Source organism: Kribbella sp. NPDC104218 (genome assembly GCF_055584105.1).
The window spans coordinates 1787426-1800652 of sequence record NZ_JBVJMQ010000002.1 but is presented as its reverse complement, the minus strand read 5'-3'; the positions used below and the strand labels follow the sequence as shown (position 1 = coordinate 1800652).

The window sequence follows — 13227 nt, the reverse complement described above, 5'->3', positions numbered from 1 at the left end:
AGGCCAGCCCACGGGCCGATGATCGGCGGCCCGGAACTCCTTAGTTTCAAGGCATGTGGAGAAGATCTGTCGCAGTGTCCGTTGCCCTGACCACCCTGGCCGCCGGCCTCGCCGTACCCGCCGAAGCCGCACCGGCGCCGGGCGACCCGGGGATCGGTGACACCATCTGGCCGGAGCTGGGCAACGGCGGGTACGACGTCCTCGACCAGCGCCTCGACCTGCGTTTCGCCAAAGGACTCGCGAGCTACACCGCCAGCACCACCCTGTCCGCCCGCGCCACCCAGGATCTGCGCTCGTTCGACCTCGACCTGCTCGGCCCGAAAGTGACCGGCGTCCGGGTGAACGGCGTACCGACCACCTGGAAGGCGACGCCCCAGGGCGAGCTCGTCATCACCCCGGCCAAACCGCTACGCAACCATCTGCCGTTCACCGTCCGTGTCGACGTCCGCAACGAGATCGCCGAGGTGTCGGACGAGAGCGTGCTGCCGCCCGGCCTGATCCGCCACGAGGGGTTCGTCCAGGCGCTCAGCCAGCCCTCCGGCGCGCGGAAGATCCTCGCCGTCAGCGACCACCCGGCCCAGAAGGCGCCGGCCACCTTCTCGATCACCGCGCCGTCCGACCAGAACTCGGTGGCCAACGGCAAGCTGATCAGTACGACGAAGTCCGGTGACTCGACCACCCGTGTCTTCCGTGAGCGCGCCAAGATCGCGCCCGAGCTGATGCAGATCGGCGTCGGCCCCTTCACCGTCCTGAACCGCAAGGGCCCGCACGGCCTGCCGCTGCGGTACGCCGTCCCGACCGCACAGCTGGCCGCGATCGAGCCGCAGCTGAAGTCGTTCGACTCGTCGGTCCGCTATCTGGAGAAGCTGCTCGGCCGGTACCCCGGGACGGCGGCCGGTTCGTACATCACTCCGCTCGGCGGCGAGCTGGAGACGCAGGGGCTGACGATGATGACCGCGTCGGCGATGACCAAGGAGGGGTTCGAGCAGAACGGGACCGAGGCCGTCGTCCTGCACGAGGTGGCGCACGAGTGGTTCGGCAACTCGGTGTCCCCGCGCCGCTGGTCCGATCTGTGGCTGAACGAGGGGCATGCGGTCTTCTACGAGACGCTCTGGGCCGGCACCCGATTCGGGACCAAACTGGAGCAGTCGATGCGTAACAGCTACGAGGAGCGCGGTAACGCCATCCTCGCCCAGGGCCCGATCGCCGCCCCCGATCCGGCGAAGTGGACCGGTCACCTGACCGAGATCCGGCCGTACGGCGACGCCCAGTACGCCGGTGGCGCGCTCGCGCTCTACGCGCTGCGCCAGCAGGTCGGCCCGAAGACGTTCGAGGCGATCGAGCGGGCCTGGGTCCGCAAGTATGCGAACTCGGTGGCCGGCACCGAGGACTACATCCGGCTCGCCTCGAAGCTCTCCGGGCGGGATCTCGGGCCGTTCCTGCGCTCGTGGCTCTACGGGACGACGCTCCCCGCGATGCCGGGTCATCCGGACTGGAAGGTGGGGCCGAAGTCTTGACCGGGAAAAGGCTAAGTGATTTAGTCACTTTGTGACTTACTCAGCATCCGAGGCGCCACCCAGCCTGTCCGACCGGTTGACCGAGTCGATTCTCGGCATCATCCGGGACGGCGGGCTGCGGCCCGGCGACGCCATCCCGTCGGCGCGGGAGCTCGCGAAACGGTTCGCGATCACCACGCCGACGGTCCGCGAGGCGCTGCGGAAGCTGGAGGCCACCGGCGCGGTCGAGTTCCGGCACGGTTCCGGGACGTACGTCGGCCCGACGATCAACAATGTGGTGCTGGCCAACCCGCACCGGCCGCCGATCACCAAGGAGTCGGTGCTGCAGCTGATCAGCGCCCGCCTGGTGCTCGAGCCGGCGATCGCCGCGCAGTCGGCGGTGGCCCGGCAGCCGGAGAACCTCGAGCGACTCGAGGCCGCCGTCACGAACGCGCTCGTCCCGCCGGGCGGGCCGTCGTTCGCGCTGAACTTCCACGTCGAGCTGGCCGCCGCCTCCGGCAATCCCCTGCTGTCAGAGGTGCTCGGCTCGCTGCTGAAGGTTCGGGTCCGCGAGCAGCAACAGATCCGCGCGCTGTACGACAACCGCACGCGGGACCACGAGGAGCACGTCGCGATCGTCGAGGCGGTCCGGGATCGTGATCCCGAGCGGGCCGAGCGGCTCACCCGCGAGCACCTGGACAATATCCGGCTCGCGGTCGAGGCGGGTGAGCTCGCATGAGGCTCGCTGAGATGACCACCGACCAAGCCGCCGCGGCGGTCCGGACGGCGCCGCTCGTCATCATCCCGGTCGGCGCCCAGGAACAGCACGGCGGCGGGATGGCGATGTCGACCGACACTGTCCGTGCGATCGGCGTCGCCGAGCGCGTGGCCGAACGGCTCGCCGGGCGCGCGGTGCTGGCCCCCGCCGTCCCGTACGGCGTTTCCCCGCACCACTTGGCCTTCGCAGGCACCATGTCGTTGTCACCGGCAACTTTCATGCAGGTGCTTCGGGACCTGATCGCCAGCCTGCGTATCCACGGCTGGAAGCAGTTCCTGATCGTCACCGGCCATGGCGGGAACAACGCCGCCCTGTCCGTGCTCGCCCAGGAGTACCTCCGCGAAGACCTGACCTTCACCTGGACTCCGCTGACCGAGATCGTCGCCGACCTGATCTCGGGGGTGAGTGAGGTGCACGGTCACGCCGGTGAGGCGGAGACCGCGCAGATGCTGTACCTGGCGCCCGAGCTGATCCAGGCCGACCGCCTGGAGCCGGGCGCCACCACCCTCGACGAGTTGTCCGTCCCGGCCCGGCTGGCCCGTCGTGGTCGGGGGCCGCGGCTGTCCGTCGGGTTCGACGAGTACCACAAGCGCGGCGTCCTGGGTGATCCCCGGGCCGCCACCGCCGAGAACGGCCGTCTCCTCGTCGAGACCGCCGCCGACCGAATCGCCGCCTTCGCCGACGAGCTCCTCTCGGCCTGACCGTCCCATCCCCTGACTGGACGCGCCCGTGGCGCCTCCAGGCGCGAGCCTGCCCGCTCGCTCACCCCTGCCCGAGGAGGCACCCCCGATGACTGACGCACGCCCGAAAACCCGCGGTACCGAATGGCGGCGGCGCGGCGCCGCGCTGGTGGTGGCAGCCGGCCTGGTGACCGCTGCCACCACGTTGCCCACGGCAACTGCGGCGACCGCCGCCCGGAGCGCGGGCTGCGGCCAGGCCGCGGCGACCGGGGACTACACCGTCCAGAGTGGCGGCCTGACCCGGACGTACCGGCTGCACGTGCCGGACAACTACAAGCCGACCAAGACGTATCCGCTGATCCTGGTCTTCCACGGGCGCGGTAAGACCGGTGCGCAGACCGAGGCCTTCTCGGATCTCTCCAAGCTCGACGCGGTCGTTGCCTACCCCAACGGTGTGATCGGCGACGAGAACAAGCAGGCCTGGCAGGGCGCGCCGTACTCCGCCGACGGCGTCGACGACGTGAAGTTCACCGCCGACCTGCTCGACCAGCTGCAGAGCAAGTACTGCGTCGACACCCGCGCGATCTACGCGACCGGTAAGTCCAACGGCGCCGGCTTCACCGGGATCCTGGCCTGCAAGCTGGCCGACCGGATCGCCGCGATCGCGCCGGTCGCCGGCGCCTTCTACATCGAGGGCGGCCGCTGCGCGCCGAGCCGGCCGGTGCCGGTCCTGGCCATCCACGGCACCGGCGACACCACGATCCCGTACGGCGGCGACGGGCAGCGCGACCTGCCCGACGTCCAGACCTGGGTCCGGGACTGGTCCGTCCGCGATCACTGCGATCCCGACCCGCGCGTGTCCCAGCAGGGTGACGATGTCCTCAAGTTCACCTACAAGGGCTGTGACGCGGACGTCGTCCACGTCGCGGTGACCGATGGTGGACACAGCTGGCCCGGGTCGGACGCGGCGTCCGGTCCCGGATACGTCTCCCAGACCTTCGAGGCACACGAGATGATCGGTAACTTCTTCAAGGCGCACAAGCGATGAGCACGGCGACCGACACGAAGGAGCTGCCACGCCTGGTCCGGGCGATGGCGGTCATCGAGCGGGTCGGCAACGCGCTGCCGCATCCGTTCTGGCTGTTCTGGATCCTGTCCGGGATCCTCGCGGTGGTGAGCGCGATCCTGGCCGCGCTGGACGTGTCGGTCGTCTCGCCGAAGGACGGCAAGACGGTCGCGGTGCAGAACCTGCTGTCCGGCGACGGTCTGCAGATGGCCGTCTCGACGGCGATCTCGAACTTCGCCGAGTTCCCGCCGATGGCGACCATCGTGGTCGTGATCATGGGCGTCGCGCTGGCCGAGCGGACCGGGTTCCTGCAGTCGCTGATGAAGGTCAGCGTCTCCCGGGTGCCGCAGTCCATGGTGGTCTTCGCGGTCGCGTTCGCCGGGACGATGGCGCATGTCGCGTCGGCGGCGGCGTACATCATCCTGGTCCCGCTCGGCGGGCTCGCGTTCCGCGCGGTCGGCCGGTCGCCGATCCTCGGCATCGTGGTCGCCTACACCGCGATCGCCTCCGGGTACGACGCCAGCCCGATCCCGACCCCGAACGACGCGATCTTCGCCGGGATCACCGAGGCCGCGGCCAAGACCGTCGACCCGAACGCGTCGGTCTCCCCGCTGTCGAACTGGTTCTTCAACATCGCCTCGTCGGTGCTGCTCGCGCTCGTCATCACGCTCGTCGTCCGGCTGGTGCTGAGCAAACGCGACGACCTGGACGCCGATCCGGACGCGCCCGGCGAGGACCCGGACGCGCTCACGCTGTCGGCCCGGGAGCGCACCGGCCTGATCCGCGCCGGCGTCGTCTTCGGCGTCACCGCGCTGGCGATCGTCGCCGTCCTGATCCCGCACAACTCACCGCTGCGCGGGGAGAACGGCAGTATCGTCGAATCCCCGTTCCTGGACGGGATCGCGATGGTCGTCGCCGTCCTGTTCGGGCTGGTCGGTATCACCTACGGCGTCACCGTGAAGGCGATCGAGCGCGGCGGCGACGTCCCGAAGTTGATGGCCGAGGGGATCAAGCAGATGGCGCCGGTACTGGTGCTGTTCTTCGCGATCGCGCAGTTCCTGGCGTACTTCTCCTGGAGCAAGATCGGCGAGCTGCTGTCGGCCGAGTCCGCGCGGCTGCTCGGTGATCTCGGCGCGCCGACGATCGTCATCTTCCTCGGCATCCTGGTGCTGCTGACGATCATCAACGTGATCGTCACCAGCGGCTCGGCGATGTGGTCGCTGACCGCGCCGATCCTGGTGCCGATGATGCTGCTGCTCGACGTCCCGGCCGAGACCACGCAGGCGCTGTTCCGGATCGCCGACTCGGGCTCGACGGCGATCACGCCGATGAGCCCGTACTTCGTGATGGCGCTCGGCTTCCTGCAGCGCTACCGCAAGGACGCCGGCGTCGGCACGCTGGCGTCCTACACGGTGCCGCTGGCGATCGCGATGACGATCGCCTGGACGTTGCTGTTCCTGGCCTGGTGGGCGCTCGGTATCCCGCTCGGCCCGGGCGCGCCGGTCAGGTGAGCCCGACCCCGGCGGCGCGGAGCTCGACGAGTGTCTCCTCGGTGCTGCCGGGGGCCACCCCGGCGGTGAGCTCGGTGAGCACCGTCGTCCCGAAGCCCTCGCGGTGCGCGTCCAGCGCGGTCGCGCGGACGCAGTAGTCGGTCGCGATCCCGCAGACGTCGACCTCCGTGACGCCCTTGTCCCGCAGCCATTCGGCAAGTCCGCGCCCGCCCTCGTGCGACTTGCCCTCGAAACCCGAGTACGCCGCGGCGTACTCGCCCTTGTCGAAGATGGCGTCGAACGGCTGCGGGTCCAGGTTCGGGTGGAAGCTGACGCCGTCCGTCCCGGCGACGCAGTGCCGCGGCCAGGAGTTCACGTAGTCGGGCTCGTCGGAGAAGTGGTCACCCGGGTCGATGTGGTGGTCCCGGGTGGCGACGACGTACTGGTACCGGCGCTCCGCCGGCTCAGCCTCGTGCCAGCGGTGCACCAGCTCGCCGATCCGGAACGCCACCTCGGCGCCCCCGCTGACCGCCAGACTCCCGCCCTCGCAGAAGTCGTTCTGCACATCCACCACGATCAGCGCGCGGGTCATCGTGACACTCCTTCTCGCGGGTCCCTTGCCCCTACGGTACAAGCGCCACGACGATTTACTGCGGTAGCAGCACCCCGCCGGTGACGCGGATGATCTCGCCCTGGATCGCTCGGGTCCGCGGCGAGGTGACGAACAGGATCGCGTCCGCGACCTCGCTCGCCTCCGGAAGGTGCCGCGCGCTGAACTGCCCGGTGACCTCCGCCACGACCTCCTTCGGTAATGCCCGGTGCTCCCCGTCGTTCAGCGTGATCCCCGGCATCACGATGTTGACCAGGACGCCGTCCGCGCCCAGGTCACTCGTCAACGCCATCACGAGCCCGTGCAACCCGGCCTTGGCCGCCGCGTACGGCCATGACCCGGGAATCGGCCGCGCCGTCACATCGGTCGACACCAGCACGAGCCGCCCGGCCCTCGACTGCCGCAACGCCGGCGCCACCTGCTGCACGAACCGGAAGTTTCCCTCCAGGTTCGCCCGCAGTACCCGCGTCCACCAGCCTTCCGGCGCCTCCTCGACCCGCTCCGGCCGCCCGTAGAACCCCAGATCTCCCCAATCCACCGCGTTCCCCACCGCGACGTCCAACCCGCCCCACCGCTCCACCACGGCCCCGACCGCCGCCTCGATCGAGGCCGCATCGTTCAGATCCATCGGGACGGCGAAGCCTGTCCCGCCGGCAGCCTCGATCTCCGCCACGACCTCCTCGGCAGCCTCCTTCCGGGACCCGTAGGTGATCGCCACCCGCGCTCCCTCCCGGCCGTAGCCGAGCGCCGCCGCCCGCCCGATCCCCGAAGACCCGCCCGTCACCAGCACCGCAGCCCCTTGTAACCCCAGCTCCACGAACCCGCTCCTCATAATAGTTAGTCGGCTAAGTTCAGAACTTAGCCGACTAACTATCTCTGGCGCAAGCGGTCTGCTCAGGGGCGGAGTTTGCCGAAGATGAGCCGGCTGAGCAGGGCGGCCAGGATGAGCGCGACCAGGCCGGCCAGGGCGATGACCGAGATGACGCAGGCGACGTTGGTGGCGATGGTGAGTTTGGCGCCGGTCTTGGTGAAGCCGTCGGTCAGGATCGCGAGGGTGGCGAGCATGGCGAACCCGATACCGGCGGCGATCATCACGATCAGGTGGTGGCCGCCGAGTGTCGCCGTCGAGGTGAACCGGGAGGACTGGTCGAGCCAGGGGCCGAAGATGTGCATCCAGATGACGGCCATCAGATCGGCGGCCATCAGGAGCCACATGCTGGTGGCGGGGCGCGTGGTGCTGCGCGTGGCGGGGCGCGGAAGGGATTTCAGCATGGTCACCACCTCTTACGGGTGCGGAGGACCGGCAATGCCAGCGAACTCGGCATAGGCCTGGACTCTCTCGTGCACACCGTGTCGAGTGGGTCCTGGCGTCTCCTCTACCGTTCTTACCGACTACACCTGAAGTCAGTAGACTCTATGTATAGAGAGTAGATCCGGTGTGATCCGCTGGCAATGCGGTTGCGCGAGTCGGTGTGAACCGTGACCTTTGGTGATCGCCGGCGTTGTCTCTGCAACGACAGCGGGCGAAAGGTCTCGAATGGCATCCATCTACTGCATTACGGGTGTCTTCGGGTGTATACACGGGTGTACGGTTTCCGAACACCCGTCCCACGACCCGGGAGTGCTTCTTGGTTGCTTCACCTGAGGCCGTCCGGCTTGCCGGCAAGCTACGGGACCTCCGTGAGTCGCAGGAGCCGAGACTGACTCAGGCGATGCTGGCGGACGCCCTCAGCGCGGACAAGCCGGTCGCGGTCGCGACGATCAGCTCCTGGGAGTCGCTGACCACGCCGAAGCTGCCGCCGCCCGAGCGGCTGCACTCCTACGCGCTGTTCTTCGCGACGGATCCGCCCCGCCTCGCCCCGGAGGATGAGCTCTCGGCCGACGAGCAGCGGCAGTACCAGGAGCTGCACCAGGAGCTGATCGGCCTGCGGGACGCCGTCCACGGCGGCGCGCGCCCGGCGTCCACCTGGAAGTTCGAGGACGGGCCGATCACGATCATCTGCCCCGAGGTCCCGGAGGACGAGCGGTCCCCGCTGGCCAACGAGACCGACCCGAACTACACGCGGATGTACCGGTACGCCGACCTCGACGCGCTGATCGAGTTGCTGGGTCATCTCCGGGCGGTCAATCCCGAGCTGACCGTCGTGCACCGGCTGCCCTCGGAGTTCGTCCACGAGGAGCTGAGCAGTCACGTCGTCGTCCTCGGCGGCGTCGCCTGGAACCAGCTGGCGAAGCGGATGCTGCGGATCTTCCGGGAGCTGCCGGTCTCCCAGGTCGAGATCCCCGATCTGGAGACCGGCGAGATCTTCCGGTCCAGCAGCGCCGGCGGTCAGGAGTTCCTGCCGGTCTGGGACGAGGTGGAGGGCGTCCGGGTGCTGGCCGAGGACGTCGCGCTGCTGGCCCGCCTGCGGAATCCGTTCAAGCGCGGCCGCACGGTCACCATCTGCAACGGGATTCACAGCCGCGGCGTGCTCGGCGCGGTGCGGACGCTGACCGACGTCGAGGTGCGCGAGCGGAACGAGGCCTACCTGGCCGAACACTTCCCGGACGGCTCGTTCGCCCTGCTGCTCCGCGTCCCGGTGATCGGCACCGAGACGGTCTCACCCGACCTGGAGATCGCGTCGAACCGCCTCTTCGAGTGGTCGCCGAAGAAGAAGGCATCGACCCAGTGAGCAATCCGACCAAACACGTCCCGTCGCACGCCGCGCTGTTGCGGGATGTCTCGGCCGTCGCGCCGGCGGCCACGAACAGCCGGCTGGACGCGATCGTCGTCCCGGCCGCGCGGCCGTCGTTGCAGCGGCTCATCGACCTCTCGGCGCAGTTGTCCGTCCCCTTGGTGGTGCTGTGCAGCCGGCAGGCCCAGGCGGACAAGGTCGCGGCGCGCGTCGAGGACACGTTCGGCGCCCAGGCGCTGGTCGTCGACGTGCCGAATGACTACACGCTGCCGGGCCACCAGCCGCTCACGTCCGACGCGGTCTTCCGGACGGTCAGCAACGGGCGGTCGAGCGATCTCAGCGTCAAACGCAACCTCGGCCTCTTCCTGGCGCGCTTACGCGGCTGGCGGAAGATCCTCTTCGTCGACGATGACATCTATCAATTGCGGCCATCGGATATCTCCCGCCTGGCCGCGGCGCTCGACCGGTACCCAGTCGCGTCGATGGCCAGCCGGTACTTCCCGGACAACTCGGTCGTCTGCCATGCGCGCCGGCTGGCCGGCCTCCAGCAGGACATCTTCGTCAGCGGCGCGGTGCTCGGCGTCAACACCCAGCATCCGGCGATGTCGTTCTTCCCCGATATCTACAACGAGGACTGGTTCTTCTTCGCGCAGCACGCGGCCGCTCGCGCGCTGCCCAAGATCGGTGAGGTCCGGCAGGACGAGTACCGGCCGTTCGAGGATCCGGAGCGGGCCGGCCGTGAGGAGCTGGGCGACGTGCTCGCCGAAGGGCTCTACGCGCTGTTCTCCGGGACGCCGGGGTGGAGCCTGGCCGAGCAGCTGCGGGCCGCGACCGGCCGACGGCACTGGCAGTTCTTCCTGGAGGACCGGCAGGCCATGATCGGCGCGACGCGCGACCGGCTGTCGGATGAGCGGCTCGCGGCCGACGTCCAGGACGCGTTGGAGTCGCTGACCCACGCCACGGATCAGTTGAGCATGATCATCCCGGAGCTTTGCGTCGATTTCATCGAGAGATGGCGTGCGGACGACGAGAGCTGGCAGCGCATCCTGCCGGCGGCCGGGGGCGCCTGCAGCGAACGCGAAGCGCTCGACGTCCTCGGGCTCTCGACCTGGTACACCGCGGGCTACGACTCCGGCACGGCATCGGTCGAATCGTGGTTGGCGTTGAGCGCCAGCCTCAGCCGCTCTTCGACCCGGCGTGGTACGCCGGGCAAAGGCTGGCGCTCGCCGGTGGATTCGAACCCCAGCCGCTCGTAGGTGGCCCGGGCCGCGTCGTTCCCGTCGAGAATCCAGACCATCAGCGTGCGGACAGCGGGGTCGTAGTCGACCAGATGGCTCAGGAAGGCGCGCAGTACGCCGCTGCGCCGGTGCAGCGGATCGACCCAGACCGACTCGAAGTGCCGTTCGTCGGCCGGCCGGTCCTCGCCGCGGACGCAGTGCACGACGCCGATCACCTGCTCCCCGTGCCGGGCGACGATCCAATCGCCGTCCCGGACGGCGGCGCGCCACGCGGGTTCGCCCCAGGAGGTCTCAGCCTTCGCCAGGAACGCGGTCGGGGAGTCCTCGAGCGCGCGCAGCCGAACGGAGCGGAGCGCCTTCCAGTCGTCTTCGGTCAGCACCTCGATGTCCACGCGCGCTGCCCCCCGGTGCCGTCAGCCGTCCCGAACCAGCGTACTAGCGTTACCGGATGAGCTTTCGGGTGTTGCGAGCCGCGGAGCACCGACGGGTGCCGTGGAAGAACGGCCTGGGCGTCACCTACGAGGTGGCCCACGCCGGCGGCGAGTCGTCGGCCCGGCCACCCGATCGCGGCGCCGCCGACCAGTTCGACTGGCGGCTGAGCTTTGCGGAGATCGAGCGGCCCGGCGCCTTCTCCGTCTTCCCGGGCGTCGATCGGATCCTGACGGTGGCGGCCGGCGACGAGCTCCGGCTGATGCTGCCGCAGACGCGGGTGTTGCGGCCGTTCGAGCCGTTCGCCTTCGCAGGCGAGACGGAGGTCGCGGCCGAGGTGGCGGCGCCGGTGGTCGCCTTCAACGTGATGACGCGCCGGGGTGCGGTGACGGCCGCGGTCGAGTGTCGGCGGGTGAGTGGTGCGGAGCCGGTGCGGGGCGACTTCCTGGTGGTGCTGGACGGCGCGATCACGGTCGCGGGCGTGGCGCTCGGTGCCCGCGACGTGGTCGCCAATCCGCCGCCGCGGGTCACCGGCGCCGGAGTCGTGGCGGTAGTTGCCTTGAGCCCCAATCCGTTGGCGTCGGCGTCATCCGGAAGTTGAGCTCGCCGCCGGCCATGACTTCGGCATGGGTGATCCAGGCCCGGTCGAGCGGTTCGCCGTTGAGTGTCGCGCTCTCGACGTACGTGCCGGTTCCGGATCGGCGGACGGCGAACTCGGTGCCGCGGCTGGTGCGGAAGGTGAGAGCGTCGAAGACCGGGCTGCCGAGGATGTAGACCTGGTCGACGGGTGCGACGGGGTAGAGACCGGCGGCGGCGAAGATGTACCAGGCGGACATCTGGCCGCAGTCCTCGTTGCCGCCGAGACCCGCGGGGCCGGTGCCGTAACCGTGATCGCAGATGTAGCGCGACCATTTCTGGGTCAGCCAGGGGGCGCCGGCGTACGTGAACAGGAACGCCATCTGGTGGACGGGCTCGTTGGAGTGGTTGTAGAAGTCGTTCCACTTCATCAGGTCGGCCGGCGGGGTGTTCTCGAAGATCGCGTTCAGGCGCTCGATGAACGGCTCCGGTCCGCCGACGAGGTCGATCAGCCCGGTGACGTCGTGCGGCACGAACCAGCCCTGCTGCTCCGGGTTGCTCTCCGCGCAGCCTTCGTCCGGACCCATCCAGGTTCCGTCGGGATGGCGGCCGCGGAACCAGCCGAGCTCGGGGTTGAAGACGTTGCGATAGTTCTGCGCGCTCGCGTCGAGTGACGCGGCGTCGTCCGGACGGCCGAGGTGTTCGGCGAGCCGGGCCAGCGCGTGATCGCTGTAGGCGTTCTCGACCGTCATCGACAACGAGTACTCGCCGGACGCGTAGCCCAGCCGCAGCCAGTTCGCCAGCTCGCCGCGGTTCGAGCGCTCGGCCGGGCCGAGCGCAACCTCGCGGCAGAAGCGGTACGCCTTGTCGACGTCGAAGCCGCCCAGGCCCTTGAGGACGGCGTCCGCGATGACGTTGATCGCCGGGTCGCCGAGCATCGTGTCGGTCTCGGTGCCGAGCAGCTCCCAGCGGGCCAGGCCTTTCACGCGACCTGAGTCGGTCAGGTCGATCAGGGTGTTGATCTGATCGGTCACCACCTGCTCGTCGATGATCGTCAGCAGCGGCAGCTGTGCGCGGAACACGTCCCAGCCGCTGAAGACCGTCCGCCGCTCGTACGCCGCCTCGTCGCCGACGTCCGCGAAGCGGCGCGGCTCGATCATCGTGTGGTAGAGCGCCGTCCGGAAGATCTGCCGCTGGTCGGCGGTGCCGCCCTCGATCGCGACCTTCGCCAGGACGTCGGCCCACTGGGCCCGGGCGCGCGTGACGACGGCGTCGAAGTCCCAGTCCGGCAGGTCGTGCGCGAGATTCGCCCGGGCGCCGTCCAGGCTGGTGTACGAGATCCCCGCCTTCGCCAGCAGTGTTCCCGAGCCGTCGAACTCCGCGAAGAAGCCCGCCTCGGCCGCGGCCGTCGTCCGGGCCCGGTCCGCGCGCACCTCGGCGTCCTCCCAGTTGCCGAAAGCAACAATCTTGCGGTCGAAGACCAGCGTGAAGTGGACCGTGTACTCCGGCCCCTGCCCGCAGATCCACCCGCCACCGCTCCGGTCGCACCGCATCCAGCCCTCGACCCGGTGCTCGTCGACCACCGTGTACGACTGCTCGACCGAATGCGACCCGTCGAACCCGATCCGCCGCGCCAGATCCACCTTGATCCGCGGCCGCTCCGCCGCGAACGTGAACCGCAGCATCCCGGCCCGCGCCGCGGCGGCGAGCTCGACGCGGACGTCGTACCGATCCAGCTCGACCGCGTAGTAGCCGGCCCGGACGACCTGCTCGCGGTACGGGCTGTTCGCCGCGACCCGCCCGGTCACCAACGGCCCCACCTGCGGCATCACCTGCAGGTTCCCCAGGTCGCCGTAGCACCCGATCCCACCCAGATGCGTGAAGCTGAACCCCTCGATCGTCCCCATGTCCGCCGAGTAACCACTCCCGTGGTCACCCCCGCTCACCGTGTCCGGCCCCAGCTGCACCAACCCGAACGGCACCACCGGCCCCGGAAACGTCTTCCCACACGCCGTCTCCGGCGCCGTCGTCAAAGCTCCGATCAATGGATCAATATCATCCACAGCTTCCCGCGCACCCACCGAACCTCCCACACAAAGATCCGACCTCTAACCACCCAAGCATGTCATGACTTACCCCTTGCGACCGAAAGGCGGATCACCGCCCCACGATGACCTCCGAGCTGTTAC

12 protein-coding genes are annotated in these 13227 nt (G+C 69.3%); 7 read left to right on the top strand and 5 right to left on the bottom strand.

What is annotated here, in order from left to right; genetic code table 11:
• Positions 1-53: 53 nt before the first annotated feature.
• The 5 genes from ACZ6ZD_RS24300 to ACZ6ZD_RS24280 all read left to right on the top strand — a co-directional run bounded on the left by ACZ6ZD_RS24300 (position 54) and on the right by ACZ6ZD_RS24280 (position 5531).
• Positions 54-1517: a M1 family metallopeptidase gene (locus tag ACZ6ZD_RS24300; RefSeq protein WP_465675765.1), complete on the top strand. Its 1464-nt coding sequence runs from the start codon at positions 54-56 to the stop codon at positions 1515-1517.
• A 31-nt stretch (positions 1518-1548) separates the two neighbouring features.
• Positions 1549-2235, top strand: coding sequence for a FadR/GntR family transcriptional regulator (locus tag ACZ6ZD_RS24295; RefSeq protein ID WP_465675763.1), 687 nt, complete (start codon positions 1549-1551; stop codon positions 2233-2235).
• Positions 2232-2975, top strand: coding sequence for a creatininase family protein (locus tag ACZ6ZD_RS24290; protein ID WP_465675761.1), 744 nt, complete (start codon positions 2232-2234; stop codon positions 2973-2975). Before ACZ6ZD_RS24295 ends, ACZ6ZD_RS24290 begins: the two co-directional genes overlap by 4 nt.
• 88 nt (positions 2976-3063) lie before the next feature.
• Entirely contained in the window at positions 3064-4002 is a 939-nt protein-coding gene (locus ACZ6ZD_RS24285) for a CE1 family esterase (RefSeq protein WP_465675759.1), read from the top strand.
• Entirely contained in the window at positions 3999-5531 is a 1533-nt protein-coding gene (locus ACZ6ZD_RS24280; protein ID WP_465675757.1) for an AbgT family transporter, read from the top strand. Before ACZ6ZD_RS24285 ends, ACZ6ZD_RS24280 begins: the two co-directional genes overlap by 4 nt.
• Here the strand turns inward: ACZ6ZD_RS24280 and ACZ6ZD_RS24275 are convergent.
• From ACZ6ZD_RS24275 to ACZ6ZD_RS24265, 3 genes are all read right to left on the bottom strand, one after another.
• Positions 5524-6102 (bottom strand): nicotinamidase, encoded by a 579-nt coding sequence (locus tag ACZ6ZD_RS24275; RefSeq protein WP_465675755.1) that lies wholly within the window; start codon positions 6100-6102, stop codon positions 5524-5526. The genes ACZ6ZD_RS24280 and ACZ6ZD_RS24275 overlap by 8 nt on opposite strands.
• Positions 6103-6157: 55 nt before the next feature.
• Positions 6158-6937 (bottom strand): SDR family NAD(P)-dependent oxidoreductase, encoded by a 780-nt coding sequence (locus ACZ6ZD_RS24270; protein ID WP_465675753.1) that lies wholly within the window; start codon positions 6935-6937, stop codon positions 6158-6160.
• 77 nt (positions 6938-7014) lie between these two features.
• On the bottom strand, positions 7015-7392 hold the full coding sequence (locus ACZ6ZD_RS24265; protein ID WP_465675751.1) for a hypothetical protein: 378 nt from the start codon (positions 7390-7392) through the stop codon (positions 7015-7017).
• 356 nt (positions 7393-7748) lie between these two features.
• Between ACZ6ZD_RS24265 and ACZ6ZD_RS24260 the strand changes: the two genes are divergently transcribed.
• Positions 7749-8792, top strand: coding sequence for a hypothetical protein (locus tag ACZ6ZD_RS24260; protein WP_465675749.1), 1044 nt, complete (start codon positions 7749-7751; stop codon positions 8790-8792).
• Between the two features lie 1126 nt (positions 8793-9918).
• Here the strand turns inward: ACZ6ZD_RS24260 and ACZ6ZD_RS24255 are convergent.
• Positions 9919-10425 (bottom strand): GNAT family N-acetyltransferase, encoded by a 507-nt coding sequence (locus ACZ6ZD_RS24255; RefSeq protein WP_465675747.1) that lies wholly within the window; start codon positions 10423-10425, stop codon positions 9919-9921.
• 56 nt (positions 10426-10481) lie between these two features.
• Between ACZ6ZD_RS24255 and ACZ6ZD_RS24250 the strand changes: the two genes are divergently transcribed.
• Positions 10482-11063 carry a HutD/Ves family protein gene (locus tag ACZ6ZD_RS24250; protein WP_465675745.1) on the top strand — a complete coding sequence of 194 codons (582 nt, stop codon included), beginning with the start codon at positions 10482-10484 and terminating at the stop codon, positions 11061-11063.
• On the opposite strand, the gene ACZ6ZD_RS24245 is transcribed toward ACZ6ZD_RS24250, so the two are convergent.
• Positions 10990-13083: a GH92 family glycosyl hydrolase gene (locus tag ACZ6ZD_RS24245; RefSeq protein WP_465675743.1), complete on the bottom strand. Its 2094-nt coding sequence runs from the start codon at positions 13081-13083 to the stop codon at positions 10990-10992. The genes ACZ6ZD_RS24250 and ACZ6ZD_RS24245 overlap by 74 nt on opposite strands.
• Between the last annotated feature and the right edge of the window lie 144 nt (positions 13084-13227).

What these genes read in the sequence shown, in the direction of transcription:
- ACZ6ZD_RS24275 (WP_465675755.1), bottom strand. Translation starts at nt 6,102, where the DNA reads ATGACCCGCGCGCTGATCGTGGTGGATGTGCAGAACGACTTCTGCGAG.
- ACZ6ZD_RS24280 (WP_465675757.1), top strand. Translation starts at nt 3,999, where the DNA reads ATGAGCACGGCGACCGACACGAAGGAGCTGCCACGCCTGGTCCGGGCG.
- ACZ6ZD_RS24300 (WP_465675765.1), top strand. Translation starts at nt 54, where the DNA reads ATGTGGAGAAGATCTGTCGCAGTGTCCGTTGCCCTGACCACCCTGGCC.
- ACZ6ZD_RS24290 (WP_465675761.1), top strand. Translation starts at nt 2,232, where the DNA reads ATGAGGCTCGCTGAGATGACCACCGACCAAGCCGCCGCGGCGGTCCGG.
- ACZ6ZD_RS24250 (WP_465675745.1), top strand. Translation starts at nt 10,482, where the DNA reads ATGAGCTTTCGGGTGTTGCGAGCCGCGGAGCACCGACGGGTGCCGTGG.
- ACZ6ZD_RS24285 (WP_465675759.1), top strand. Translation starts at nt 3,064, where the DNA reads ATGACTGACGCACGCCCGAAAACCCGCGGTACCGAATGGCGGCGGCGC.
- ACZ6ZD_RS24265 (WP_465675751.1), bottom strand. Translation starts at nt 7,392, where the DNA reads ATGCTGAAATCCCTTCCGCGCCCCGCCACGCGCAGCACCACGCGCCCC.